Raw genomic sequence first — 26,437 nt, forward strand, 5'->3', positions numbered from 1 at the left:
GCATCATCGTGGCGAACTTGTCACACCGTCCCAGACCGGATGCCACAGGCGGCCCGTGTCGGTCCACGCCTGGAACCGCACGGTTCCCGCGATGCTCGGGGTGACCCACTCGGAGTCCTTGATCTCCTCGGCCGTCATCTCGTTGGTGAACGGAGATGTCTTGCGGCGCAGCCGACGGAACTGTTCGGCGAGGCGGCGCTGCTGCTCGTGGTCGAATCCGGTACCCACTCGGCCGACGTAGACGAAGTCGTCGTCGTGCGGGATGCCGAGCAGCAGCGATTTGAACGGCCGGGCGGTGCTCGGCCGCCACCCGCCGATCACCACCTCCCTGGACCGCCAGTTCCGCTGCTTGATCCAGGTCTGGCCGCGTTTGCCCGGTTGATACACCGAATCGACCCGCTTGGCGACCACACCCTCCTGGCCCTGCGCACGGCTGAGCTCCATCGCCTCGGCACCGGAACCGCCGAGCCGTTCCGACACGTTCATCGACGGAGCCAGCCGCCCCAAGGCCTCGAGGACCACCCGGCGGTCGCTGTATTTCTTACGCAGCAGCGAGGTGCCGTCGAGGTACAGGACGTCGAAGGCGACGAAGATCGCCCGGGCCGAATCCGCTTGCAGCGCCGAGATATCCGAGATGCCGTGCTCGTCGAGGACGACCGCCTCCCCGTCGAGCACCACCCGGTGCCCGGCGAGTTCGGCGGCCAGCGCGGCCAGGCGCGGATATCGCGCCGTGACGGTGTTGCCCCGGCGGCTGCGCACGGTGACGGCGCCGTCGTCGATCTCGACGATCACCCGGAACCCGTCCCACTTGGTCTCGAACTCCCACTCCGGCGGCCGCAACGACTCCACGTCCCCGGCCGTCGCGAGCATCGGCGACAACCCACGGGGAAACGAGCGGGACCCGCTGTCGGACAGCACTTCCCGTGCGCCCTGGTCGCGCATGTAGTGCATCAGCCACTGGTCACCCCTGGTCTGGATGAAGGCGTAGCGGCCGCGCACCTTCTTGCCGTCGAACTCGACGATCACCTCGTCGTCGCGCCACTTCTCGGTGCGGTAGGTGCCCGAATCCCAGATCGTCATCTCCCCGGCGCCGTACTCGCCCTTGGGGATGGTGCCGTGGAAGTCGAGGTATTCCAGCGGGTGGTCCTCGGTGCGCACCGCGAGGCGGTTGTGTTTGGGCTCGGTCGGCGGACCCTTGGGGACCGCCCAGGAGGCCAGCACGCCGTCGCGTTCGAGGCGCACATCCCAGTGCAGGCGGCGGGCGTGATGTTCCTGGATCACGAACCGGTCGTCGGAACCACGTTCGGGGGCGGCGGCGGGGACCGGTTCCGGTGTGCGCCCCGGGTCGCGCATGCTGCGGTACCTGGTGAGCGAGTCGGGTCGGGCGGGCAGTGGCGGGTCGAGGTCGGCCAGCAGGTCGCCGTCGGCTTTCCAGCGGGCGAGTACCTCGTCGAAGCGCAACTGCCGCAACGACTTCCCGTCCTCGATCTCGGCCCAGTCGCGCGGGGCCGCGGCATTGGGTTCGGTGCGTCCGCGCAGCGAATAGGGCGCGATGGTCGTCTTGGCGGCGTTGTTCTGGCTCCAGTCGAGGAACACCTTGCCGCCCCGCGCCGACTTCGCCATCGTCGCGGTGACGAGGTCGGGGTGCAGCTTCTCCAGATTGGTCGCCACCTGTTTGGCGACCGTCGACGCGCCGCGCGAACTCACCGGCCGATCCAGCGGCACGTAGAGGTGAATCCCCTTGCTGCCACTGGTCACCGGAAACGCGCGCATCCCGATCGCGCCGACCATGTCACGCACGGCCAGCGCCACCGTGGCGCACTCGACCAGACCCGCACCGGGCCCTGGATCGAGGTCGAACACGATACGGGTGGCCGGTCCACGCTCGCCCGCATCGAAACGCCACTGCGGCACATGGATTTCCAGCGCCGCCTGCTGCCCGAGCCAGGCCATCGCCGCCTCGGAATCGATGAGCGGATACACCACCCGGCGACTGGAATGCTCGAGCGCGGCGCGGTGCAACCACGCGGGCGCGTGCTCGGGCAGGTTCTTCTCGAAGAAATCGGGGTGGTCCACCCCGTTGGGCCACCGCTTCCTGGTGACCGCACGACCGGCGATATGCGGCGCGATGGCCTCGGTGATCGCCGAATAGTAGGCGATCACTTCACCTTTGGTGGTTCCGGTGGCGGGGTACAACACCTTGTCGAGGTTGCTGAGCTCTACCTCGACGTCCGGTTCACCCGGCGCACCACGGAACTCGCGGCGGGCCATCGACGTGGCCCGGCGGCGGAGGCCGCGTCGTCGCGGCCCCCGCGCACCGGATCAGGCCTTCGGTCCCGGATCGGTCGGGGTGGTGCCACCGGTGGCAGGTCCCGCGCCCGGCTGCTGCGGGGGCACGGCCTTCTTGGCGGCTTCCTTGCCCTTCTCGATCTTGTCGGTGTACTTGCCCTTGGTTTTGTCGTCGATGAAGGTGCCTGCCTTGTCGACCGCATCGTTGATCTTGTCCGCGTTCTGCGCGGCGGCCTCCTTGCCCTTACCGAGCAAGCCCTTCAAGGTGTCCACGAGACTCATCTGCCGATGTTCCTTTCCCGGTTTCGCGCGATCGCCCATCGCTGGTCTGAGCCGAAAGGTTCACTCCACATCTTCCCACCACGAAACCCGTGGTGGGAGGTCATTCGGAACCACCCGCTCACCCGGCTTGGGTATCGCGATCGCGGTACCCGCCGCATCGGCCGCCGACACCAGTCTGCGCACCGGTTCGGCCCAGCCGTGGAAAGCGAGGTTGAAGGTCGCCCAGTGAATCGGGACGAAGAGCCCGTGGCCGGGGTCGCCGAGGCACAGTGCGGCGTGGGCGCGCACCGCTTCCTCGGGGTTCATGTGGACATCGGTCCAGCGCTCGTCGTAGGCACCGATCGGGAGCAGGGTGAGATCGAACGGTCCGAGCACCGCCCCGGCCTGCGCGAAAGCCTTGGTGTATCCGGTGTCGCCGCCGAAATACACCCGCTTGGTCGGCCCGGCCAGCGCCCACGACGCCCACAGCGTGGTGTTGCGGGTCAGGCCGCGACCGGAGAAGTGGCGTGCCTCGGCGCAGGTGATGGTGAGCCCACGATCGCCCGCCGTGCGACCGAGGGAAACCGAACCGCCCCAGTCCAATTCGATGATGCGGTCATCCGGCACGCCCCACAGCCGCAGGTGCGCGCCGATCCCGGTCGGCACCACGAACGGTGCGAGCTGGGCGCGGACCAGTTCGTCCACGGTGGCCTTGTCGAGATGGTCGTAGTGGTCGTGGGAGATCACCACGGCATCGACCTTCGGCAGGGCGGTCAGCGCACCCGGCACCGGATGCAATCGGGCGGGACCGATCACCGGCGACGGCGAGACCCGCTCGCTCCACACCGGATCGGCGAGCACGCGGTACCCGTCGAGTTCGATCAGCGCGCTCGCGTGCCCGTACCAGGTGACGGCCAGGTCCGCGGCCTGCTCGGGCAGCGCGGGCGGCACCAGCGGAACCGGTCGTCTCGGCCGCCCGACCCGCCCCTGGGTGAGCCCCGACCACACCAGCGACACCGCCGAACCCGTCGCGATCATCGCGCTGGCCTCGGTGTTGTGGAAGCGGCCGTCGCGGTAGGACGACTTGCCGAGCGCCGTCGGCGCGATCTCCGAGGGTCCGGCACCGAGCGCCCTCGGCAGGCCCCACACGGCACGCCCCACCCAGGCCAGCCCGAGCGCACTCGCCACCGATCCCGCGAACCGGGCCGGATTCATCAGCGCCCCTGGAATTTCGCCGGACGCTTCTCCTGCCGAGCCAGTCGGCCTTCCTGCGCGTCGTCGCTGGTCCAGGCCGCCGACAGCGCTGTCTCCAGCTGCTCGCTGGCGGGAACGCGGGTGCCGTCGTCGTTGAGCATGAGCTTCATGGCCCGCAGCGACAGCGGCGCGAGCTGGGCGATCGACTTCGCCCAGGCCTTCGCATCGGCCACGGTGCCGATCTTGTTGGCGAAACCGAACGCGTAAGCGTCTGCGGCGCTGACGGTTTCGGCACCGAGCAGGATGGTGCGGGCCGGGCCGCCGCCGATCAGGGCGGCCAGCCGCGCGACGGTCCACCGGTCCACCGAGATGCCGAGCTTGGCGGCGGGCACCGCGATGTAGGCGTCGGGCTCGATCACCCGCAGATCCGAGGCGAGCGCCAGCTGCACCCCGGCGCCGATCGCGCCACCGTTGATCGCCGAGATGACCGGCACCGGCAGGCTCTCGATGGTGTGCAGCATGTCGAGCAGACCGGTCAGGAAGTTCTCGGAGTACACACCCGACAGGTCGGCGCCCGCACTGAAGATCGGGCCACGCCCGGTGAGCACGATCGCCCGCGCCCCCTGGTCGACGGCCTCGAGCACGGCCGTGCGCAGCTGGGCGACCAGCTCCTCGTTGAGCGCGTTGCGCCGCTGTTCGCGCTGCAGTTCGATGGTGATCACGTCGCCATCGCGGGTCACGCCGAGCATGAATTCCTCCACAGAAGTACCGGATCACGTGGTTGTCTTCACTCTGCCACAGTCAGCGGTCGGCGCCCGGTAAGGCATACCATCGGCGACTGTGGGAACCTTCGACATCGTGGTGATCGGCGCGGGCCAGGCCGGGCTGTCGGCGGGCTACCACCTGCGACGACTGGGTTTGGTTCCCGAACGCGACTTCGTCATCGTCGACCACGCGCCGGGTCCGGGCGGGGCCTGGCAGTTCCGCTGGCCCTCGCTCACCTTGACCACGGTGAACCGGGTGCACGACCTGCCCGGCATGTCGTTCGCCGAGACCCTGCCGCCCGGTTCGTCCTCGGCACCGGCCGCGACCGCCGTTCCGCACTACTACGAGCTCTACGAGAAGCGATTCGACCTGCGGGTTCGCCGTCAGGTCTCGGTGCGGGTGGTCTGCGACCGGACCGCCGACGGACAGAGCTGCGCCGGACGCGGCGAAGTGCTGCAGGTCGAGACCGACAGCGCCGCAACACTGCGCACGCGCGGGCTGATCAACGGCACCGGCACGTGGGAACACCCGTTCATCCCGCGCTATCCGGGCGCCGACGGCTTCGCCGGACGTCAGCTGCACACCCGCGACTACCGCAGTCCCGACGAATTCGCGGGCAAGCACGTGATCGTCGTCGGCGGCGGAATCTCGGCGGTGCAGTTGCTCGACGAGATCTCCCGGGTCACCTCGACGACCTGGGTGACCAGGACCGAGCCGCGCTGGCGCGAGACACCGTTCACCGAAGCGGACGGGCGCGCGGCGGTGGCCGCGGTGGAGGACCGCGTGCGCCGCGGTCTGCCGCCGGGCTCGGTGGTGTCGCTGACCGGGCTGCCGCTCGACGACCGGCTGCGCGGCGCCCGCGACCGAGGCGTACTCGACCGGCTGCCCATGTTCGAACGGATCGAGCCGACCGGTGTGCGCTGGTCCGACGGCACTTTCCAGCCCGCCGACGTGATCCTGTGGGCGACCGGTTTCCGCAGTTCCCTCGACCATCTGGCCCCGCTGCGACTGCGCGGACCCGGCGGCGGCATCACGATGACCGGCCGTCTGGCCACCCAGGTCGCGGTCGACCCCCGCGTACACCTGATCGGCTACGGGCCGTCGGCCAGCACGATCGGCGCCAACCGGGCAGGCCGCGCGGCCGCCCGGGAGTTGAGCGACTACCTGGGGATCAGTCCAGACCAGCGCTGAAGGTCGCCGGATCGGGGCCGACCCGGGTGCCCTGATCGAGGCGGTTGATCGCTGCCATCGCGTCGGCGTCGAGTTCGAAGGTGAACACGTCGAAGTTCTCGGCGATGCGCGAGGGCGTCACCGACTTCGGGATGACGATATTGCCCAGTTGCAGGTGCCACCGGATGATGACTTGCGCGGGCGTGCGATCGAGCTCCTTGGCCAGGCTCACGATGGTGGGGTTGTCCAGCAGCGTGCCCTGCCCGAGCGGGCTCCACGCCTCGGTGGCGATGGCGTTGTTCGCATGGAAGGTGCGCAGTTCGGGCTGGGCGAGGGTGGGATGCAGCTCGATCTGGTTCACGGTGGGGATCTCGCCGGTCTCGGCGATCACCTGCTCCAGATCGGGGATCCGGAAGTTCGAGACGCCGATGGATTTCACCCGGCCCTGCGACTTCAATGCCTGCAGCGCGCGGAACGTGTCGACGAAACGACCGGCCTTCGGCATCGGCCAGTGGATCAGGTACAGGTCGAGATAGTCCAGGCCGAGTCGCCGCATGCTGGTGTCGAAGGCCCGCAGCGTGCTGTCGTAGCCCTGATCGGCGTTCCACAGCTTGGTTGTCACATAGATCTCGTCGCGGGGAATACCCGAGGCACGGATCGCGCGACCTACGCCTTCCTCGTTTCCGTAGATCGCGGCCGTGTCGATACTGCGGTAGCCGACCTTCAGCGCCTCGGCGACCACGGTGGTGACGTCTTCCTCGGGCACCTGGAACACACCGAAACCGAGCTGTGGTATGACGTTCCCGTCGTTGAGCACGATGGTGGGAACAGGGCTGCTTTCGCTGCGGAAGGTCACCCTACCGAAGGGTAGAAGTGGTTGCCGGTGGCGTCAACGACACGCCGTCGCGTGTTTCCCCAGGTGTGCGAACCGGGGCGGAGGTCGGTTTCGTCACCGGCCGATGCGGCGGTAGCGCGCCAGGCGCAGTGCGCGCAGGTCCTCCGGTGATCGGTCGCGCAGCGCGGCCAGTTCCTCGGCGATGGCCAGGACGACGCGCCGCGCGAACCCCACCGGTTCGTCCGCCGCGTCGGGGTACTCCTCGACGATCCGGTCGACCACGCCGTCCGCGAGCAGGTCGGCGGAGCGGATGCGCTGGGCGGCAGCGAGTTCCGGCGCGTGCTCGGTGTCGCGGAAGACAATGGCGCTCGCGCCTTCCGGCGGCAGCGGGGCCAGCCAGCCGTGCCGGGCGGCGAGCACCCGGTCGGCCGGGAGCAGGGCGAGGGCGCCGCCGCCGGTGCCCTGACCGAGCAGCACGGAGACGGTCGGGGTGTCGAGGGTGACCAGGTCGGCCAGGCAGCGCGCGATCTCACCCGCGAGGCCACGCTCCTCGGCCTCCTTGGACAGGGCGGCACCGACGGTATCGATCACCAACACCAGCGGCAGCCGCAACTCCCCCGCCAGCGCCATCGCCCGGCGGGCCTCGCGCAGCGCGGCCGGGCTCATCGTCTGCTCCTCCAGCCACCCGGATCGGTCGTGACCGAACACCACGCACGGTCGGCCGCCGAACCGGGCGAGCGCGAGCAGGACGGTGCGATCGGTCTCGCCCTGCCCGGTGCCCGAGAGCGGAACCCGTTGGGTGACATGGCGAAGCAGGTCACGAATGCCCGGCCGACCGGGACGCCGCGTACTGAGCACCGAATCCCACGCTGTCGCCACAGGATTCGCCGGTATCCCCGGATTGCGAACCGGCGCTGCCCAACCCGGCTCGGCCGACAACGGAAGCAGCTGTCCGGCACACACACTCAGCGCACGATGGGCGATCCGGCGAAACACCTCGACCGGCACCACCCCGTCGATGACGCCGTTGCGGTAGAGGTTCTCGGCGGTCTGCACATCGGGCGGAAAGGGCCTGCCGTACAACGCTTCGTACACGCGCGGACCGAGGAATCCGATGAGGGCGCCCGGCTGGGCGAAGGTGATGTGCCCCAGCGAACCCCACGACGCGAACACCCCACCCATCGTCGGGTTGCGCAGGTACACCAGGTACGGAAGCCCCGCCGACTTGTGCACGGCGACCGCACCGGCGATCTTCACCATCTGCACGAAAGCGACTGTGCCCTCCTGCATCCGGGTGCCACCGGAAGTCGGCGAGGCGATCAGCGGCAGCCCGAGTTCGGTCGCGCGCTCCACCGCCTCGACGATCCGCTCGGCCGCGGCCACGCCGATCGACCCGGCGAGAAACCCGAATTCGCAGGCGATCACCGCCACTCGCCGCCCGCGGAGCAGGCCCTCGCCGGTGAGTACCGATTCGTCGGTGCCCGCGCGGCGGCCCGCGTCGACGAGCTCCTGCCGGTAGCGCGGCGACACCGCGCGCCGCAGCGGTGGCCGGTCCCAGCTCACGAACGAGTCCCTGTCGAGCAGTCGCGTGATCACCTCATCGGCCGACATCTGCACGTGCAGAGCGTAACCGGCGGATCTCGGTATCGCGGATTGTCTTGACACTTTGTTGTGTTTTCACAACACTATGTTGTGTGAGCCCAGTCAGACGAGGGGAAACCCTCCCGATCTACAACCGCATCGCGGTGCTGCGCGCCGAACAGCGGATGAGCCGGGCGGCCCTGGCCGACGCGGTGAATGTCAACGTCCAGACGATCGGCGCGCTCGAGCGCGGCGACCACTACCCGAGCCTCGACCTGGCCCTGCGCATCTGCGATGTGTTCGCGCTGCCGGTGGAGGCGGTCTTCTCCCGCACGGAATTCGGCCCGCTGTCGGCCGAGGTGTATCCATGAACGAAAGGCACGTCATGACCAGCACGACCGGTTTGATCGACCGCTATCAGGACTACCGGGTACGGCGCTGGCTCGTGCAGGAACAGCGCACCGCGGGCATGCTGAAAAGCTGGCGGCCGCAGCGACGTCGGCGACTGCTGGTGATCGGAGTGACGGTCGCCCTCGTCGGGCTGGCGGTCGCGGGCGTGCTGTGCGCGTTCGACCTGCAGGTCGTGCCGATCGCCGTCGCGATGGTATCGCTGCTGTTGTTCCTGCCGACCTGGACCATGCTCCGGATCGCCAGCGGCGGACAGGATCACGCGCCGGAACAGATGCTCGACGAGTGGGAGATCGCCGAGCGCAACAAGGCCCGCTCGGTCGGCCTCGCGCTCACCCAGTCACTGACCATGCCCGGCCTGTTCTTCCTGATCTGGACAAGCGCCATCGACCCAGGAGCCGATGCGTACCGCACCGCCTACGCGGGCGGACTGATGGTGCTGGCAGCCGTCATGGCGGGCGGTTGCGCGCCCGCGATGATCATCGGCTGGACCCGTCCCGACCCCGAACCGGAACCCTGACGGGTGACACGGGGCTGCGGCCTTCATCGACGCAGCCCCACCTCCGCCGATCAGTAGCCCTGCATCACCTTGCGCAGCGCGTACTCGGTGAGCGAGACCAGCGCCTGCTTGGCCGGTTCGCGGCGGCGGGCGTCGATCGACATGATCGGCACATCCGCGGGGACCGCGAGAGCCTGGCGGATATCCTCGAGGGGGTACTTCGGTGCGTCGTCGAACTCGTTGAGCGCCACCAGGAACGGCAGGCCACGGGCCTCGAAGTAGTCGACGGCCGCGAAGCTGTCCTCCAGCCTGCGGGTGTCGACCAGCACCACGGCACCGATGGCGCCGCGGATGAGGTCGTCCCACATGAACCAGAACCGGTACTGGCCCGGCGTACCGAACAGGTACAGGACCAGGTCGTCGGCGAGGCTGATCCGGCCGAAGTCCATGGCCACCGTGGTGGTCGACTTCTGCGGAATGCCGGTGAGGTTGTCGATTCCGGCGCTGGCATTGGTCACCAACGCCTCGGTGCGCAGCGGAACGATCTCCGACACCGCACCGACCAACGTGGTCTTACCGACACCGAAGCCACCGGCAACAACGATCTTCGCCGAAGTCGGCTTGCTCGTGCGGGTGTCGACCTGCGCCGTCGAATCAAATACGCCGGAGTCCACTGAGAACCCTTTCGATCAGCTCGCGACGTTCATCGTCGCTGGAATCGTCTTTCAAAGTCGCCGAGACCCGGACATGGCCTGCCTCGATGAGGTCGGCCACCAGTACCCTCGCAACCCCGATGGGGATACGCAACTGGGCGGCTATCTCGGCGACGGACGGCGATTGTCTGCACAACTCCACGATGGACGTTTCGAGGTTGTTCAGTTCGAACTGCCGCTCCATGGCGACCGGATGCGAGGCAACGAGAGCCTCCAACGCCAACTCGACCGCCGGCCGCGTGCGGCCGGAAGTCAACGAGTACGGGCGAACGAGGCTTGGCTCGGCGCTTCCCATGCGGTGATCGTCTATGTCCATCCCACCATCAGGAACCCATCGTGACGCGTGGCGTGGCCTGGACGGTCTGGCCCACGCGCTCGACCAACAGAGCCATCTCGTAACCGACCTGACCGATGTCACACGAGGTGTTGGTCAGGACCGCGAGATAGGAGCCGTCGCCCACTGCCATGAGCAGTAGGTAACCGTGCTCCATCTCGACGACGGACTGCAGTACCGTACCGCCTTCGAACAGATTGGACACGCCGACGGACAGGCTGGCCAGACCGGCGGTGACAGCCGAGAGCTGCTCCGCGCGGTCGACCGGTAGCTGGGCACTCGCGGCCATCAGCAGGCCGTCGGCCGAGACAAGGACGGCATGGGCTACGCCAGGAACCTCGTTGGCGAAGTTCGAAACCAGCCAATCCAGCTGACGGTTCGTACCACCTAGATCGGGGTTCATCGGTCTCCTTTATCTCCGGTTAGGTTCATTGCCTTCATTGCGCGGCCATCCCGGACGCCCTGCTGGTGACGACTCAAGCTGGACCTGATGGTTTCGGGGTCGCGCTTCGGTGTGCGGTCGGCGTTTCCGGTGACGCCACCCGGCACGAGCCTTCCGCCTGGATTGCGCTGTGGCAAGCCGGCGGCCGTGCGGGCTTCGGACTGCGCCTCGGCGGCCCGTTGCGCGGCTTGCCAACCTTCGTCACCGGGTGATTCGAAGGCGGCGGCCAGCTGGGACCGGTCGGAATTCTCGTCCGTCAGCCATGCCGACATCATCTCCGCGAAGATCGGCGTTCCGCCCATCACGGAATCGCCCTCGGGTGCCGGCTGCAACCTGGTCTGGAAGAACGACGCGGCCTTGGCCGGATTCGACCGGTAGCTGTGCCGTCCCGGATCACGCCCTGCCGACGCAGCGTTCCCCGGCTCCGCAGGATCCCGATCCCGTTGCGGCAGAGCCACTCCCGGCCCGGCGTTCGCCTGCGGTACCACAGTAGCGCCGGGAGCACGCTGGGGCAGCCCATTCGGTCCGAGCGGGCGCTCCGGCGCGGCGTCACCGCGCTGCGGGAGGCCGGGTGCGCGCTGGGGCAGACCACCGTCGGCCGGATCCCGCTGGGCGGCGGGCGTTTCCGACGGGGCGCGCTGCGGCAGGCCACCGGCGGGGTTGCGCTGCGGCAGCCCGTTGGCCGGATCCCGTTGCGGCAGACCACCGGACGGGTTGTCCAGGCGCGGCAGACCGCCGGATTGCTCCCGATGCGGCAGACGCGGGGTCGGCTCGCGCTGGGGTAGGCCACCACCGCGCTGCGGCAGACCGGTCGACGGATCACGCTGCACCGGCTCGGACTCACGCTGTGGCCCCGGACCGCCACGCTGCGGCAGCCCTGTCGCCTGGTCGCGCCGCAGTGGCTCGGAATCACGCTGCGGGGCGGGGGCACCGCGCTGCGGGAGACCGGTCGGCGGGTTGTTCTGCGCGCGCTGGGGCAGACCACCGGTCGACTCGCGCTGCGGCAGACCACCGGTCGGCTCACGTTGCGGGAGACCGCCGCTCGGCTCACGTTGCGGGAGACCGCCGCTCGGCTCACGCTGCGGCAGACCGCCGGTCGGCTCACGCTGCGGGAGACCGCCGGTCGGCTCACGCTGTGGCAGACCGTTGGACGGCTCGCGCGGCGGGAGACCACCAGAGGGGGCGCGCTGTGGCAGACCACCCGAGGGGGCACCGGCAGCCGGATCACGCTGCGGGAGACCGCCGGTCTGATCGCGCTGGGGCGCGCGGTTCGACGGGTCACGCGGCGGCTGACCGGCCGGTGGGGCACCGTTGGCGCCGGGCGAACGCTGTGGCAGACCGCCCTCGCGCGTGGGTGCCGCGTCGCGCGGCGGCTGACCCTGCTCCCGGGCGGGCGCGCCGTTGGCGCCCGGCTGACGCTGCGGCAGACCACCGGAGGTCGGCGCGGGCTTGGCCTCACCAGGCTTGGCCTGCGGGGGTTGCGGCGGCTGCGGCCGCTGCGGCGCACCGGGACCACCGGCCGCCAGGTTGCGCTTGGGCAGATTGGCCGCGGCCAGCTTGCCGCGTTGCGGCACATTGCCCTGACCGGGAGTGGCCGGTCGCAGCGAGGTGGACTGGTCGTTCCCGTCCTGCGACTGGGCCATGGCATTGCCCGGCTGACGCTGTGGCAACCCACCGGGGCCGGGCGCGGGGCCGCTCACTCCCGGGTCGACGGTGACCATCATGTTGCCACCCGGAGTACGGGTGATCGCGCGCGTCTGCATGGTGCTCGGCTGCTGCGGCGCCTGCGGCTGCGGCTTCTGCGGCTGCGGCGGTTGCTGCTGCTTCTGCAGCTGGTTCGGCGGCACGACCGCGCCACCGGCACCCGAGACGATCAGGCCGACCGGGACGTGCACGGTGACGGTGACGCCCGGGTCGCGGGCGGTGTCGAACGTCGGCCGGAGGCGAACGGTGAGACCGTGGCGTTCGGCGAGTCGGCCGACCACGAACAAACCCATGTGGCGGGCGGTGTCGGGACCGGGCTCGGCGGCCTGCTCGAGCCTGCGGTTGATGTCGGTCATCTCCGCGGGCGGCATACCGATGCCTCGGTCGGCGACCTCGATCAGCAGACCCTGGTCGTGCGCCTGGGCGAAAGTGAACTTGACGTCGGTCTCCGGCGGGGAGGCCCGCAGCGCGTTGTCGAGCAACTCGGCGAACAGGTGGGCCAGGTCGGAGGCCGCCGGTTCGACGAGCGAACCACGCGGGGTGGCACCCAGCTTGACGCGCTCGTAGTCCTCGACCTCGGAGATCGCGGCGCGCAGCACGTCGGCGATCTCGACCGGGGCCGACTTGGAGCGCCGCTGCTTGGTACCGGCGAGGATCAGCAGGTTGTCACCGTTACGGCGCATACGGGCGGCGAGGTGGTCGAGGCGGAAGAGGTTCTCGAGCAGGCGCGGGTCCTTCTCGTCGTACTCCATCGCCTCGATGAGGGTGAGCTGATGGTCGACGAGCGACTTGGACCGCCGCGCCAGCGTCTCGAACATGTCGTTGACCTGCGAACGCATCTGCGCCTGATCGCTGGCCAGGCGCAGCGCCTGACCGTGGATGTCGTCGACGGCGCGAGCCAGCTGACCGATCTCCTCGTCGGAACGCACCGGCATCGGCTCGAGCGGGACGTCCTCGGGGGCCGCGCCGTTACGGAGCTGGGCGACCTCGTGGGGCAGGTCGGACTCGGCGACGCGCAGCGCGGCCAGGCGCAGGCGGTGCAGCGGCACGATCATCGAGCGGGCGACGAACACGGCGAGCAACAGCGCGGCGAGGATGGTCGCGATGACGACCGCGGTGTAGGTCCAGGCGCCGGTGGCGGCGGAGGTGGTGAGCTCGTCCATCGAGGTCTCGATGGCCTTGGTCGACTCGTCGACGACGGTTTCGTAGGCCACGAGGCTGGTGACCAGCGAGGTACGCATCTCACCGACGGGCAACTTGCCCGCGGCCACGTCGGGCCCGTTCACCAGGTTCTGGCGGATGTCGGCCTGCGTCTTCAGGTCGGCGAGCACCTGGTCGCCGTCGGGGAAGCGGTTGGCGAGCACGTCGAGCAGGTGACGCTCGGTGGCGACACCGGTGAGGTAGTTCTGCGGACCCGCGGGTGATCCGCGCAGCATCTCCGAGATCGCGGCCAGCTGGTCGACGAGGACCGAACGGGTGTTGAGCGAGTCGACGAGGCGCAGTTTGGCCGTGTCCATGACCGGGTTGCTCACCTGGGCGATCGTCGTTTCGACGATCGCGACACTGTCCTTGCGCATCTGCTCGACCGAGGCGAGCGCGGTATCAGGCGAGGCGGTGAGCCCCTTGCCCTGTGCCCGCACGTTCTTGGCCTGGGCGATCATCCGCTCGAGCGCGGCGTGGGCCTTCGGCAGGTCGACGAGTCGACCGAGCTCGGCCTCGCCGTTGGCGATGGCACCGTCGAGGTCGACGAGGTCCTGGTCGGTCACCAGGGTGACCCCCGGACCGGCGGGCACCGTCTGGCTACCGGTCACCCGGGCCGTCACGGCACTGAGCGAGGTGACCGACGGGATCGCGTCTACCTGCTCGTTGATGCTCGAAAGCCGGTTGGCCTCGGTGAACTCGGAGGTAATCCTCGACACGCCGAGCCCGACCGCGACCGCGAGAGGCACGGCCAAGACGGCCGTAACCTTCCAACGCAGGTCCCAGTTGCCGAGCGCCCAGCGCTTGCTGCCGGACCTAGCGGCGTCACGCATCTCCCACTCACTTTCCAAACTGGCCTCGTACCGTGCGCCATCACGAACCTCCACAGGCGCAATGGTGGCTCGCCAGACGGTGCTGGCCGAGAACTGCGGCTGGCCGAGAAATTGCGTCTACGACTGCCCGAATAAGTGACAACAGATTCTAACGGATCAATAACTTCTTGGCCGACTCCCGGTAGAGGTCCGCTCGATGACCAGCCCGTTACAGGCAAAACCAAAGGTCGCGGCACCCCCTCGGGTGTCGCGTGAAGTCTGCCACAATCATCTGGATCTATCGAGCGGGCACGAAGCGAGGCTAGGAGTCACAGGCTTGGACACCGAACACGAGTACCGGCCGGTCTATCAGACCAGCCTGGTCGATCCAGCCGACTTCTGGTCAGCCGCCGCCCGTGACATCGAGTGGGACGTGGCCCCCGAACACACTCTCGACGCCGCCGACAAACGTTCGGCCCGTTGGTATCCCGACGGCAAGCTCAATACGTGTGTGAACGCGCTCGACCGACATGTGCGCGCCGGAACTCTCGCCGAAGGTGGGCGTTCGGATCAGGCGGCGTTGATCTATGTCTCGGCCATGACCGATTCCACGACGACTTATACGTATGCGGAATTGCTCACCGAGGTGGAACGCGCCGCCGGGGCGATGCGTGACCTCGGCGTGGTGGCCGGTAACCGGGTGGTGATCTATCTCCCGATGATCCCCGAGGCCGTGATCACCATGCTGGCGTGCGCCCGCATCGGCGCGGTCCACTCGGTGGTGTTCGGCGGGTTCGCCGCGCCCGAACTGGCCGCCCGCATCGACGACGCCGAGCCGGTCCTTGTCGTCACCGCGTCGGGCGGGATCGAGCCGGGCCGCCGGATCGAGTACCCGCCGATCGTGCTGCAGGCTCTCGATCTGGCCGAGTCCACCTCGGTGCGCACCGTGCTGGTCAAGCAGCGCCCGCAGTTCCCCACCATCGAGTTCGCCCAGGCCCAGCCCGCCACCGACGTGCTGCCGTCCTCGGATCAGACCGTCGCGGCGCGCTGGCTGGACTGGGACGCCACCGTCGCCGCCGCCGAGCCCGCCGAACCGGTGACCGTCAACGCGTGCGACCCGCTCTACATCCTCTACACCTCGGGAACCACCGGAAAGCCCAAGGGCGTTGTCCGCGACAACGGCGGCCACGCGGTGGCCCTGACCTGGTCGATGCGCAACATCTACGACGTTGGCCCCGGTCAGGTGTTCTTCGCGTCCTCGGATGTGGGCTGGGTGGTCGGCCACTCCTACATCGTCTACGCGCCGCTGTTCGTCGGCGCGACCACGGTGCTCTACGAGGGCAAACCGGTCGGCACCCCCGACGCGGGCGCCTTCTGGCGCATCGTCGACGAACACGACGTGCGCGTGCTGTTCACCGCCCCGACCGCGCTGCGGGCCATCCGCCGCGCCGACCCGGAGGCCGCCGCCGCCCGACGCCACGACCTGTCCCGGCTGCGCGCCCTGTTCTGCGCGGGCGAGCGACTCGACCCGGCCACCTTCGAGTGGGCCAGCGACACCCTGCTCGCCGGTCACCCCGACACCCCCGTGGTCGATCACTGGTGGCAGACCGAGACCGGCTGGCCCATCTGCGCCGACCCGCTCGGCCTGCAGGAACTGCCGGTGAAATCCGGTTCGGCCGGGGTGCCGGTGCCCGGCTACCGGCTGCGTGTGCTCGATGCCAGCGGCAATCCGGTGCCCAACGGCACCGAGGGCAACATCGTCATCGGACTGCCACTGCCGCCCGGCTGCCTGGCCGGGCTGTGGCGCGACCGGGAGCGGTTCGTGCGCTCCTACCTCTCGGCGTTCCCAGGCCACTACCTCACCGGCGACTCCGGCTACTTCGACGAGGACGGCTACCTCTACGTCCTCGGCCGCTCCGACGACGTCATCAACATCGCCGGGCACCGGCTGTCGGCGGGCAGTATCGAAGCCGCCATCTCCGGGCACGAGGCCGTCGCCGAATGCGCGGTGATCGGCGTGCCCGACGAGCTCAAGGGCAGCCTGCCGCTGGCGTACGTGGTGCTCAAACAGGGTGCCGAGATCGCGCCGGATCAGTTGCGCGACGAACTGGTCGAACGGGTGCGCGAGCAGATCGGTGCCATCGCCAGCCTGCACGACGCGATCGTCGTCACCGGCCTGCCCAAGACCCGCTCGGGCAAGATCCTGCGCAAGACCATCCGCCAGCTCACCGCCGGTGAACACGTGGAGCCGCCCGCCACCATCGAGGACCCGGCCGTGCTCACCGCCCTGGCCGACCGCATCCTCGCCAATCCCCCACTCGGCAGGCCGACCAGCCCCGACCACGACGGCGACCAGGTGGCACCCACCTCCTGAGAGACCTGTACTGCGACGTCGACCTCTCCGTTCTCGGAGTCGAGCGCCGAGAACCGCGGCGCCAGCCGCTATTCCACAGAGCCAGCCGCTAATGTCACAACCGTGACCGAACGTGCTGCCACTGTGCTGGTCGTCGACGATGACGAAGACGTGCTCGCCTCGGTGGAGCGCGGTCTGCGCCTGTCGGGTTTCCAGGTGCTCGTCGCCCGCGACGGTGGGGCCGCGTTGCGCGCGGTGTCCGAGCACGCGCCCGACGCGGTGGTGCTCGACATGAACATGCCGGTCCTCGACGGTGCCGGGGTGGTGACGGCGCTGCGGGCCATGGGCAACGACGTGCCCATCTGCGTGCTCAGCGCCCGCGCCTCGGTGGACGACCGCATCGCCGGTCTCGAATCGGGCGCCGACGACTACCTGGTGAAACCGTTCGAGCTCGCCGAACTGGTCGCCCGCATCCGCGCGCTGCTGCGCAGGCGTACCGACACCGCCGATCAGAGCGCACCGGGCGCGATCACCGTCGGTCCGCTCCAGGTGGATGTGGCGGGTTATCGCGCTCTGCTGCACGGGCGTGAAATCGAGCTAACCAAAAGGGAATTCGAATTGTTGTCCACCCTGGCACGCAATGCGGGTGTGGTACTCACACGTGAACGGCTGCTGGAATTGGTGTGGGGTTACGATTTCATAGCCGATACGAATGTGGTCGACGTGTTCGTCGGATACCTCCGCCGTAAACTCGAAATAGATGACACGCCAAGGATTCTGCACACCATTCGCGGCGTCGGATTCGTGTTGCGGGAACCCAAATGACCGTGCGGTCGCCGAAAGTCCGTCGCAGGCAATCGTTTTCGTTGCGGACCCGGGTCGCGGCGGCCGCGGCGGCAGGTGCGGTCGTCATCGTGAGCATTGCCGCGTTCGCGGGATTTCAGGCGATCGAACGCAACAATGTGACCCAGACAGATCAGCAACTCGAAATCGCTTCGCGCATTGTGCTGATCGAACCGGTGCTCGCCACCGGTTTCGTGAATCTCACCGGGCTGCAGAACACGATGGCGCTCACCGTGCGCGACAACGGCCAGGTGACCGCCTCCAGCTCCACCCAGCTGCCGGATCTCGTGCCCGGTTCGCAGACCGTCGAGGTGAACGACCAGCCCTACCGGGTGCTCACCACCACCGAGAACCAGCCGGCGGGACGGACGGTGTCGCTGGCCATCCCGACCACCGAGGCCGCCAAGGCCACGGCCGACCAGCAACGCTGGGTGCTCGCCGGTGCCGCCATCGCCGTCGCGGCGGCGGCCGCCCTCGGCTGGTTGCTGGCCGGGCGCGCGGTCGGTCCGATCGTGAAGCTCACCCGACAGGTCTCGGCCCGCAGCGCCTTCCCCGACCCGGACAATCCCGCGCAACCGGTGGACGGCTCAGGGGTGGACGAGGCGGTGAAGCTGGCCGAGGCGGTGAACACCATGCTCGCGCGCGTGGATCAGGCCCAGGCCGAGACCGCCGCCGCCCTCGAGACGGCCCGCGATTTCGCCGCCGTGTCGGCGCACGAGCTGCGCACCCCGCTCACCGCCATGCGCACCGACCTCGAGGTCCTGCGCACCCTCGACCTCACCGAGGAGCAGCGCCGGGAGATCCTCGACGACCTGGCCCGCACCGAAACCCGCGTGGAGACGACCCTTTCGGCGCTCGAACGGCTGGCTCGTGGCGACCTCACCGCCGAGGCCGACCACGTCGCCACCGACGTGGCCGACCTGTGTGACCAGGCCGCGCACGACGCCATGCGCCACAACCCCGGCCTGTCGGTACGCATCGAGACCGACGCCGAACTGGTCATCCGCGGGCTGCCTGCCGGTCTGCGTCTGGCCGTCGACAACGCGCTCACCAACTCGGTGCGCCACGGCGGCGCCACCCACGCCGTCGTCTCCGCCCACCGCACCCCTACCGGTCGGGTCGTCATCGCGGTCGACGACAACGGCACCGGAGTCCCCGAAGCCGAACGCGAACGCATCTTCGCCCGCTTCGCCCGTGGCACCAACGCGGGCAAGACCGGTTCGGGCCTCGGCCTGGCCCTGGTCGCCCAGCAGGCCCAACTGCACGGTGGCCGAGTCTTTTTCGAGAACAGCCCCCTCGGCGGCGCCCGCCTCGTCCTCGACCTCCCGGCTCGCCCCGTGCGTTAGGCCCGGCCGCTCAACTCTGACAGCCCGACCACACCGTGCGCGGCATCGAGCTCAGCGGGTACTCGTCCAGATTGTGGATGCGCGCGTCCAGCTCCGCCCACTGCAGGTCGTCGCCGAAACCGGGCGAATAGACGATGTTCGGAATGTCGGAGGCCGCCGAGGACTCTTCGGCCCGCATCAGCACCGCACAGTAGCCGCTGTTGAACACCAGTCGCACCGTGCAGTGCGGTTCGTTGAGGCTGGCCGATCCCAGGTTGATCGGGGCGGGGAAGCTCTGCTCGCAGTCAGCCAGCGCGGCAGCCTTCGCGGCTTCCTTGTCGGTGTGGTCGTGGATCTCGAAGAACCTGCCCGGCGCGAGTTCGGAATTCACGACGACCGTCCACCGATCGGGCTCCGCCTGGGCAGCCCCGGCCGAGGCGATCGAACCGGCCACCGCCACGCCCAGGAGGACACCGCTGAGCACTACTGACTGAAGTTTCACTACTTCTCATCTCACTCGATGCCGAACCGCTCTGTCGCGTCGGCAACCGATCAGCGTAACAACTGCGGAGACGCAGAAGCAACACGAATGTGGCTGTGCACCAACCCTTTTCAAGATGAAAGCCCCGCAGCCAGGTGGCCTGCGGGGCTTTCGAGGGCTCAGTGTCGCCCGAGGGTGTTCGTCAGGGCAGGACCTGCGGAACGGCCTCCGGGATGACCAGGCCGATGACCGCGCCGATGACCGCGCCGGTGATGGCGGTGGAGATCACGCCGGGGATGGCGCAGAAGACGTAGCCGATGATGAACGCGGCCAGCGCCGGGACGCACAGGATGGCGGCGGCGATCGCGCCGACCGTCGCGCCCGCGGCGGCACCGTTCTGGACCGGGTCGTGGTTGGCGGCGCCCGGGTCGGTGGCGATGTTCTTCAGCTCGGTGCTGGTGTCGGCCGACAGCGCGGGGGCCATCGACACGCTCTTACCGTCGGCCGAGACGACCGAGGCGACCGCGATGGCGTTGCCGTCGACGGTGTTCAGCTTCAGCGGCACCTCACCCACGGTGACACCCTCGGCCGACACCACGGTCAGCGCGTCGGGGGTGAGCACGAAGCGGCCGTTCTCGACGGTCGCGGAGATGGTGCGCAGGTCGGGGGCGACGGAGCTGCGGAAGTCGACACCACCTTCGGAGACGACGCTCGACAGGCCGGTCGCGATCTGCGACTGACGCTCGGTCACGTCGGCGGCGGCGGTGCCCGCGGTCACCAGCGAGGTGGCGACGGCCAGCGGCAGCGCGGCGACGAACGCGCGACGACCCGCACGGGTGATGGTGTGACGGAACATGAAAAGTGTCTCCCTCCCGATGCCTCCGGTGTCCCCCGAACCCCCGGACGAATCGAAAAATCTCGATGTCGATTGACTCGAGAGTTGTACCGAACAGAACAGCTTCGAAACCGAAACTGTGACACAGCACATACGGTTCGGGGGTTAACAGTCTCGATGAGTGGGAACGAGCGTTCCTCACCGAACTCTCAGACAACCCCCACGGCCCGCACCGAACTGGCCCGCTACCGTCACGGCGTGATCGACACACGCGCCCGCCTGCTCTACTTGCTCACCGCCGCCGTACTCACCGGCGCCACCGTCGCCGCTTGCGCCACAACGGATTCCGCGCCGACCGGCATCGCGCTGGTCAACGCCGACACCGGCCCGACCGGCGAGCGGGTGGCCAAGGCGGTCGCCGCGGCGGGCGGGTACGAGTGGACGCTCGCGAAACCCGGCGAGGTCGAACCCGGCGACTACGCGGCGGTGATCACGCTGCCCGCCGATCTCACCACGGCCATGGCCACGCTCGCCACGCCTGCCCCGCAGCGCGCCAAGGTCACCGTCACCACTCACGAGAACGCCGACCAGGGCACGGTGAACGGCGCGGTCGACGTGGTGACCCATCGCATCGGAGCGTCTGGTGTCGACGCGGCGCTGGCGGCGGTGTCGCAGGCGCGCAATCAGATGACCTCGGTGCAGTTCACGGCCCAGCTCCTGAGCGCCGGGGTGAACGCGGCCGCCGACGGCGCGGACCAGTTCAGCGGCGGCGCGGAGCAGTTGCTCGGCTTCCTCGACTTCGCCAAACAAGGTGCGGGACAGCTCACTTCGGCGATCGCGTTGTTGAACCAGACCGTCGACGGCGCGGCCATGCAGGCCACCCAGCTCGCCGACGCTCTCAGTTCGACCGGCGTGACCATCGCGGGTGTCCAGAACAGCGCGGCCGCCATCGGCTCCGGCCTCGACCAGATCCTGCCGCCACTGAAAGCCCTCCCCTTCGCCACCGACCCCCAGCTCGCGGGCATCATCACCAAACTCGAAGCACTCCAGTCGGTCTCGAACCAAGCGGGCACCCAACTCGCGGGCCTGAGCGAACTGACCGGTGCCGCAGTCGATCCCAACACCGACCTCGGCACCCTCCTGCGCACCGTGGTCGCCCGTCTCAACAGCGCCCGCGACCAGCTCACCCAGGGTGCAGCCCTCGCCAAGGACCTGCCAACCCTCGCCGAACAGGGCGGTGCCCAACTGGTTTCGGCCATCGAACAACTCACCGGCGGCGTCGGCGCTCTCCAGAACATCGTCGGCAACCTCAACACTCAGACCGCCAAGGCCCTCGAAGCCCTCCCCCCGCGCGGCCAATCTCAGCAGTCCGCCCTGGCCCTGGCCCTCACCGACCCTGTCGAGGTCGTCCACGAGTAGCCGCCGCGACGGGATCGGTCGGTAAGGTCGGCCCATGACGATCCAGGCCGTGGACTCGCTTCCCCATCAGATGATGGAAGAGCAGTACCGTCAGCTTCCCGAGAACATCTCGCGGGAGCATGTGACCGTCGGGGACATATCGTTCGCCGAACTGATGCGGTGAGACGTGCGGCCCGGTCGATATCGACCGGGCCGCGAGGGTGTGTGGGTCAGGGCAGGACCTGGGGGATGACGTCCGGGGCGGCTACGCCGACGATCGCGCCGATCAGGGCGCCGACCAGGGCGTTGGGCAGGCCGACCAGGCCGACGCAGGGCAGGTACAGGATCATCGTGGTGATGGCGGGGATGCAGACGATGGCGGCGGCGATCAGGCCGATGCCCGCGCCGATCGCCGCGGCGTTCTGGACCGGGTCGGGGAACTGGGAGGTCGGGTTGGTGGCGATGGTCCGCAGCTCGGTGGACGCGGCGGGCGTCGGCTGCGGGGTGACGGTGAGACCGCGTCCGTCACCGGCGATCTCGGTGGCGAGGGCGATGATGTTGCCGCCCGCCGTGGTGAACGAGGTGGGGATCTGCCCGATCGCCTCGCCCTCGGCCGATTCGACGACCACGCCCTGCGGACCGAGCACGAAACGTCCGTCGGCGAGCGAGGCCGAGACGGTGCGCAGGTCCGGGGCGACGGTGGTGCTGAATCCCGCACCGGTACTGGCCAGCCCCTGCGCGAAACGCACCTGATCGGTTTCGGCCGAAGCCGTCCCGGCACCGACCACGCTCACCGCGACGGCGACGGGCAGCGCGGCGGCCAGCGCGTGACGGACAACCTTGTGGTGGAACATGATCGAGAATCTCCCTCAAGTCACTGTCATGGACAACGCAGTGGAAACGAGACACACGAGGAGCTATGGCTCCGGTCACACCCGCCGCACATTACCCCGATGCCCGCCCGGGCCGCGCCACGGGGCGCCGCAGCCCGTAAGCTGACGCGCTGAAAGGGGGGCAGGATGATCGAAACCGGCTCTGGTACACACAATGTCGCACCCGCCGGACCGGTGCGCCCGCCGAGCGGCTCGCAGCGTGTCGGCTGGATCGTCGTCGGCCTCCTGGTGCTCGTCGCGGCCCTGATCGGCGGCTCGGCGGGCGCGGTGGCCGTGTTGCGCGAACCCGCCGCTCCCGTGGCGCTCCCGGGCGAGCCCGTAGTCCTGCCCCAGGAGGCGGCCCGGCTCGCGGCCTGCGCGTTCACGCGGATGATGGTGACCTATCACCACAGCGACCTGGACGGCTACTTCGAGCAGATGCGGGCCGGTTCCACCGGCGAATTCCACGACCAGTTCGTGGAGGGCTCGAGCGGGCTGCGGGCGGCGATGGAGACAGCCCAGGTGTCCTCGACGGTCGAGGGCGAGCCGGAGTGCCTGTCCAGGTCCGGCGCGGGCACCGAGTACGTCGTCGTCGCCATCGTCGGTCAGCGGCTGACCAACGGCACCGCACCCGACGGTCGATCGCAGCGAACCACCTTCGCACTGACCATGCGCAAGGTCGACGACCGCTGGCTGGCCGCCGCGATCGACAAGGTGTGAAACGCCGACGGCCCGTGTCTCCCTGGGGAGACACGGGCCGCGCGGGCTGAGCTCAGTTGGCGTCGAGCAGGTCGATCACGAAGACCAGGGTCTTGCCCGACAGGTGGTGGCCCGAGCCGACCGGACCGTAGGCCAGCTCCGGCGGGATGGTCAGCTGACGACGGCCACCGACCTTCATCCCCGGGATACCGTCCTGCCAGCCCTGGATCAGGCCGCGCAGCGGGAAGGTGATGGATTCACCACGGTCCCAGGAGGAATCGAACTGCTCGCCGGTCTCGAACTCGACGCCGACGTAGTGGACCTCCACGGTCCCGCCGGGCACCGCTTCGGCACCCTCGCCTTCGACGATGTCCTTGATGACGAGCTGGGAGGGCGGCGGGCCCTCCTGGAATTCGATTTCCGGCTTGGTCATTGCGGGCTATCCCCTTCGATAGTGTGCGTTGTCCAGAGACTAGCGGTTGTCGATCGCGCGGTAGTCACGCTCACCGTAGCCGGTGTAGATCTGGCGCGGGCGCCCGATCTTGAGCGGCTCGGAGTGCATCTCCCGCCAGTGGGCGATCCAGCCGGGCAGGCGGCCCATGGCGAACAGCACGGTGAACATACGGGTCGGGAAGCCCATGGCCCGGTAGATGACGCCGGTGTAGAAGTCGACGTTCGGGTACAGGCGACGCGAGACGAAGTAGTCGTCGGTGAGGGCGGCCTCTTCGAGCTGCTTGGCGATGTCGAGCAGCTGGTCGTCGCCGCCGATCTTCGACAGGATCTTGTCGGCGGCCTGCTTGACCAGGGTGGCGCGCGGGTCGTAGTTGCGGTAGACGCGGTGCCCGAAGCCCATGAGCTTCACGCCGTCTTCCTTGTTCTTGACCTTGCGGATGAATTCCTTGACGTCGCCGCCGTTGGCCTTGATCTCGTCGAGCATCTCGAGCACGGCCTGGTTGGCGCCGCCGTGCAGCGGGCCCCACAGCGCGTTGATGCCGCCGGACACCGAGGTGAACAGGTTGGCGTCGGACGAGCCGACGAGGCGCACGGTCGAGGTGGAGCAGTTCTGCTCGTGGTCGGCGTGCAGGATCAGCAGCATGTCGAGGGCGGCCGCGATCTCCGGGTCGACCTCGTAGGGCTCGGCCGGGAAGCCGAAGGTCATCCGCAGGAAGTTCTCGACCAGGCTCAGCGAGTTGTCCGGGTAGAGGAACGGCTGGCCGACCGACTTCTTGTACGAGTAGGCCGCGATGGTGGGCAGCTTGGCCAGCAGGCGGATGGTGGACAGCTCGACCTGCTCGGGGTCGCGCGGGTCCAGCGAGTCCTGGTAGTACGCCGACAGCGCGTTCACCGCGGACGACAGCACCGGCATCGGGTGCGCGTTGCGCGGGAAGCCGTCGAAGAACCGCTTCAGGTCCTCGTGCAGCAGGGTGTGGCGGCGGATGCGATCGGTGAAGTCGTCGAGCTGGGCCTGGGTCGGCAGCTCGCCGTAGATGAGCAGGTAGCTGACCTCGATGAAGGTCGAGCGGCCCGCCAGCTGGTCGATCGGGTAGCCGCGGTAGCGCAGGATGCCCGCTTCACCGTCGATGTAGGTGATGGCCGACTTGGTCGACGCGGTGTTCATGAAACCGGGGTCGTAGGTGACGTAACCGGTGCTGGCCAGCAGCTTGCCCAAGTCGAGCCCGTCGTTACCCTCCGCGGCCTTGGTGACCGAGATCGGGAACTCGCCACCGGGGTACTGCAGTACCGCCTTGGCGTCATCGGTGACGTTGGTGATGTTCTCAGCGGGCACGGAAGGATCCCTCTCAGGCTAGTTGAGATTCTCGCCGAGCCCTGAAACCCGGCGCCGAACCGTGCGCCGTTTGCTCCTCGGCTGACGGCGCGCTTGGTGTAACGCTAACTCTTGTCGGCCGTGGATGAGCAATCAGGGTTGGCCTTGGCTGTGCTCACACCGGGGCGAATCGGTGGTGAGGTGCTCCACCTGCGCGGATCCGGGTTCGCGCGGGGTGGCGCCGGGCCGGAACCGGTGGTCACGACCCGATCCGACCGACCACCGGTGTCGATCGCGTATTGCGTTGTCGCTCAAGTCATTCGGCGACGGCCTCGGCATGTGCGCGGGCCACCCGGTAACGGACGAACGCGGGGAAGGCCAACGCGGCGAGGAGCACCCCGATCACCACGAGCACACCACCACCCGCGGCGGCAACAGCAGTACCCAGGCTCGCGGCCGCAAAACCGTGGGCAACATCACCGACCCTCGGCCCACCGGCGACAACCACGATGAACACCCCTTGCAGCCGACCGCGCATCTCGTCGGTCGACACGTTGAGCAGCATCGCCGTGCGGAACGCCGCCGACACCATGTCGACCGCGCCGCCGAGCGCCAGGAACGCCAGCGCGATCCACAACCACACGCCGAGCCCGAACAGGTGCCCGGCCAGCGCGACCGCGAGCCCGAAACCGACCATCGCCACACCCCACACGGCGATACACACGATCACCGCCAACCCCTGCCTGCGCACGCGGGGCACCCAGCCGGAGAACACCCCACCGAGCACCGCGCCCGCCGAGATCGCCGCGAACAGCAGGCCGAGCGCGACGCCGCCCTCGGCCGGGTCGTGGAACGTCTCGTGCGCGATCTGCGGGAACAGGGCGCGCGGCATGCCGAACACCATGGCGATGATGTCGACGACGAAGGAGGCGAGCAGGATCCGCTGGCCGGTGAGGTAGCGGAAACCGTCGATCACCGTGCGCAGACCGGCCCGGCGCTGAGTGCCGGTCGGCGGGAAGGCAGGCAGCCGCCACACCGCCCACAGGGTGGCGAGCAGGGCGATCGCGTCGAGCAGGTACAGCGTCGGCAGGCCGAGCACCGGGATCAGCACACCGGCCAGCACCGGGCCCGCGATCATGCCGACGTTCTGCACCGTCATGCTCAGCGAACTGGCGGCGGCGATCTGCTCCGGCGGCAACAACCGGGCGATCAGCGCGCCGCGCGTCGGCTGGTTGACCGCGAAGAACGCCTGCTGGGTGGCGAACAGTCCGAGCACGAGCCACACATTGTTCAGGCCGAGCGCGGCCTGCACCCAGAACGCGACCGCCGTCGCTCCGGTCCCCGCCGTCGTGATGACGAGCAGCGTGCGCCGGTCCATCACGTCGGCCAGCGCGCCGCCCCAGAGCCCGAAGACCACCAGCGGAACCAGCCCGAACAGCCCGGCCAGACCGACGTACCCGGAACTGCCGGTGATCTGGAAGATCTGCTGCGGCACCGCGACCACCGACAACTGCGCACCGATGACGGTGACGATATTGGTCGTCCACAGCCTGCGATAGTCGCGATTACGCAAGGGCCGGGTATCGGCGAGCAGCTTCACTCGGCGCAGATTAGCCAGTCATCACCAAACGTCCCATGATTGTGCGCGGTGAGATATCC

25 protein-coding genes are annotated in these 26,437 nt (G+C 68.8%); 9 read left to right on the forward strand and 16 right to left on the reverse strand.

Annotated features, from left to right (window positions below):
• Positions 1–3 precede the first annotated feature (3 nt).
• The 4 genes from NC7_RS12910 to NC7_RS12925 are packed head-to-tail and all read right to left on the reverse strand — an operon-like array spanning position 4 to position 4,493.
• Positions 4–2,271 (reverse strand): ATP-dependent DNA ligase, encoded by a 2,268-nt coding sequence (locus NC7_RS12910; protein WP_067982500.1) that lies wholly within the window; start codon positions 2,269–2,271, stop codon positions 4–6.
• Between the two features lie 51 nt (positions 2,272–2,322).
• On the reverse strand, positions 2,323–2,571 hold the full coding sequence (locus NC7_RS12915; protein ID WP_067982749.1) for an antitoxin: 249 nt from the start codon (positions 2,569–2,571) through the stop codon (positions 2,323–2,325).
• A gap of 60 nt (positions 2,572–2,631) precedes the next feature.
• Positions 2,632–3,765 carry an MBL fold metallo-hydrolase gene (locus NC7_RS12920; protein WP_067982503.1) on the reverse strand — a complete coding sequence of 378 codons (1,134 nt, stop codon included), beginning with the start codon at positions 3,763–3,765 and terminating at the stop codon, positions 2,632–2,634.
• The gene (locus tag NC7_RS12925) at positions 3,765–4,493 is read right to left on the reverse strand and encodes an enoyl-CoA hydratase (RefSeq protein WP_067982752.1); all 729 of its coding nucleotides are present in this window, start codon (positions 4,491–4,493) and stop codon (positions 3,765–3,767) included. The genes NC7_RS12920 and NC7_RS12925 overlap by 1 nt, the downstream gene beginning before the upstream one ends.
• A gap of 91 nt (positions 4,494–4,584) precedes the next feature.
• Here NC7_RS12925 and NC7_RS12930 point away from each other — a divergent pair, with 91 nt between their 5' ends.
• Complete coding sequence (locus NC7_RS12930) at positions 4,585–5,700, forward strand: NAD(P)-binding domain-containing protein (RefSeq protein ID WP_067982506.1); 1,116 nt, start codon at positions 4,585–4,587, stop codon at positions 5,698–5,700.
• Here NC7_RS12930 and NC7_RS12935 read toward each other — a convergent pair.
• Together NC7_RS12935 and NC7_RS12940 are read right to left on the reverse strand one after the other, a co-directional pair.
• Positions 5,681–6,535 (reverse strand): aldo/keto reductase, encoded by an 855-nt coding sequence (locus NC7_RS12935; protein WP_067982509.1) that lies wholly within the window; start codon positions 6,533–6,535, stop codon positions 5,681–5,683. The genes NC7_RS12930 and NC7_RS12935 overlap by 20 nt on opposite strands.
• A gap of 93 nt (positions 6,536–6,628) precedes the next feature.
• Positions 6,629–8,125, reverse strand: coding sequence for a carboxyl transferase domain-containing protein (locus NC7_RS12940; RefSeq protein ID WP_174550226.1), 1,497 nt, complete (start codon positions 8,123–8,125; stop codon positions 6,629–6,631).
• Positions 8,126–8,208: 83 nt separating this feature from the next.
• Between NC7_RS12940 and NC7_RS12945 the strand changes: the two genes are divergently transcribed.
• A complete protein-coding gene (locus tag NC7_RS12945; RefSeq protein ID WP_067982515.1) occupies positions 8,209–8,466 on the forward strand; it encodes a helix-turn-helix transcriptional regulator in 258 nt (85 codons plus the stop codon).
• Positions 8,463–9,023, forward strand: a complete 561-nt coding sequence (locus tag NC7_RS12950) for a hypothetical protein (RefSeq protein WP_236573240.1) — start codon at positions 8,463–8,465, stop codon at positions 9,021–9,023. Before NC7_RS12945 ends, NC7_RS12950 begins: the two co-directional genes overlap by 4 nt.
• A gap of 50 nt (positions 9,024–9,073) precedes the next feature.
• Here the strand turns inward: NC7_RS12950 and NC7_RS12955 are convergent, their stop codons facing one another.
• The 4 genes from NC7_RS12955 to NC7_RS12970 are packed head-to-tail and all read right to left on the reverse strand — an operon-like array spanning position 9,074 to position 14,228.
• Complete coding sequence (locus tag NC7_RS12955) at positions 9,074–9,676, reverse strand: GTP-binding protein (protein ID WP_174550224.1); 603 nt, start codon at positions 9,674–9,676, stop codon at positions 9,074–9,076.
• Positions 9,657–10,031, reverse strand: coding sequence for a DUF742 domain-containing protein (locus NC7_RS12960; RefSeq protein ID WP_067492470.1), 375 nt, complete (start codon positions 10,029–10,031; stop codon positions 9,657–9,659). Before NC7_RS12960 ends, NC7_RS12955 begins: the two co-directional genes overlap by 20 nt.
• 7 nt (positions 10,032–10,038) lie before the next feature.
• Entirely contained in the window at positions 10,039–10,452 is a 414-nt protein-coding gene (locus tag NC7_RS12965) for a roadblock/LC7 domain-containing protein (RefSeq protein ID WP_011207200.1), read from the reverse strand.
• Positions 10,449–14,228 carry a HAMP domain-containing sensor histidine kinase gene (locus tag NC7_RS12970; RefSeq protein WP_084458445.1) on the reverse strand — a complete coding sequence of 1,260 codons (3,780 nt, stop codon included), beginning with the start codon at positions 14,226–14,228 and terminating at the stop codon, positions 10,449–10,451. Before NC7_RS12970 ends, NC7_RS12965 begins: the two co-directional genes overlap by 4 nt.
• Positions 14,229–14,544: 316 nt before the next feature.
• On the opposite strand from NC7_RS12970, the gene NC7_RS12975 reads away from it, so the two are divergent.
• The 3 genes from NC7_RS12975 to NC7_RS12985 all read left to right on the forward strand — a co-directional run bounded on the left by NC7_RS12975 (position 14,545) and on the right by NC7_RS12985 (position 18,749).
• Complete coding sequence (locus NC7_RS12975; RefSeq protein WP_067982520.1) at positions 14,545–16,581, forward strand: AMP-binding protein; 2,037 nt, start codon at positions 14,545–14,547, stop codon at positions 16,579–16,581.
• Positions 16,582–16,683: 102 nt separating this feature from the next.
• Complete coding sequence (locus tag NC7_RS12980) at positions 16,684–17,385, forward strand: response regulator transcription factor (RefSeq protein WP_067982524.1); 702 nt, start codon at positions 16,684–16,686, stop codon at positions 17,383–17,385.
• Positions 17,382–18,749 carry a sensor histidine kinase gene (locus NC7_RS12985; protein ID WP_067982527.1) on the forward strand — a complete coding sequence of 456 codons (1,368 nt, stop codon included), beginning with the start codon at positions 17,382–17,384 and terminating at the stop codon, positions 18,747–18,749. The genes NC7_RS12980 and NC7_RS12985 overlap by 4 nt, the downstream gene beginning before the upstream one ends.
• A gap of 10 nt (positions 18,750–18,759) precedes the next feature.
• Here the strand turns inward: NC7_RS12985 and NC7_RS12990 are convergent, their stop codons facing one another.
• Positions 18,760–19,230, reverse strand: a complete 471-nt coding sequence (locus NC7_RS12990) for a hypothetical protein (RefSeq protein ID WP_157101971.1) — start codon at positions 19,228–19,230, stop codon at positions 18,760–18,762.
• A 181-nt stretch (positions 19,231–19,411) separates the two neighbouring features.
• Positions 19,412–20,065, reverse strand: coding sequence for a DUF8020 domain-containing protein (locus NC7_RS12995; protein WP_067982533.1), 654 nt, complete (start codon positions 20,063–20,065; stop codon positions 19,412–19,414).
• A gap of 237 nt (positions 20,066–20,302) precedes the next feature.
• Here NC7_RS12995 and NC7_RS13000 point away from each other — a divergent pair, with 237 nt between their 5' ends.
• Both NC7_RS13000 and NC7_RS30155 read left to right on the forward strand, forming a co-directional pair.
• Positions 20,303–21,463 carry a YhgE/Pip domain-containing protein gene (locus NC7_RS13000; protein ID WP_067982536.1) on the forward strand — a complete coding sequence of 387 codons (1,161 nt, stop codon included), beginning with the start codon at positions 20,303–20,305 and terminating at the stop codon, positions 21,461–21,463.
• A 34-nt stretch (positions 21,464–21,497) separates the two neighbouring features.
• Positions 21,498–21,626: a hypothetical protein gene (locus tag NC7_RS30155; RefSeq protein ID WP_255285053.1), complete on the forward strand. Its 129-nt coding sequence runs from the start codon at positions 21,498–21,500 to the stop codon at positions 21,624–21,626.
• A gap of 46 nt (positions 21,627–21,672) precedes the next feature.
• Here NC7_RS30155 and NC7_RS13005 read toward each other — a convergent pair whose 3' ends face one another.
• Positions 21,673–22,296, reverse strand: a complete 624-nt coding sequence (locus tag NC7_RS13005) for a DUF8020 domain-containing protein (protein WP_067982539.1) — start codon at positions 22,294–22,296, stop codon at positions 21,673–21,675.
• 165 nt (positions 22,297–22,461) lie between these two features.
• Between NC7_RS13005 and NC7_RS13010 the strand changes: the two genes are divergently transcribed.
• A complete protein-coding gene (locus tag NC7_RS13010) occupies positions 22,462–23,034 on the forward strand; it encodes a hypothetical protein (protein WP_067982541.1) in 573 nt (190 codons plus the stop codon).
• Positions 23,035–23,086: 52 nt separating this feature from the next.
• Here NC7_RS13010 and NC7_RS13015 read toward each other — a convergent pair whose 3' ends face one another.
• From NC7_RS13015 to NC7_RS13025, 3 genes are all read right to left on the reverse strand, one after another.
• Positions 23,087–23,446 carry an FKBP-type peptidyl-prolyl cis-trans isomerase gene (locus NC7_RS13015; RefSeq protein ID WP_067982544.1) on the reverse strand — a complete coding sequence of 120 codons (360 nt, stop codon included), beginning with the start codon at positions 23,444–23,446 and terminating at the stop codon, positions 23,087–23,089.
• 39 nt (positions 23,447–23,485) lie between these two features.
• Complete coding sequence (locus tag NC7_RS13020; RefSeq protein ID WP_084458447.1) at positions 23,486–24,799, reverse strand: citrate synthase; 1,314 nt, start codon at positions 24,797–24,799, stop codon at positions 23,486–23,488.
• Positions 24,800–25,094: 295 nt separating this feature from the next.
• Entirely contained in the window at positions 25,095–26,378 is a 1,284-nt protein-coding gene (locus tag NC7_RS13025) for an MFS transporter (protein WP_373861246.1), read from the reverse strand.
• Positions 26,379–26,437: the final 59 nt, after the last annotated feature.

It is taken from the genome of Nocardia caishijiensis NBRC 108228, from assembly GCF_001612825.1.
GTDB lineage: Bacteria > Actinomycetota > Actinomycetes > Mycobacteriales > Mycobacteriaceae > Nocardia > Nocardia caishijiensis.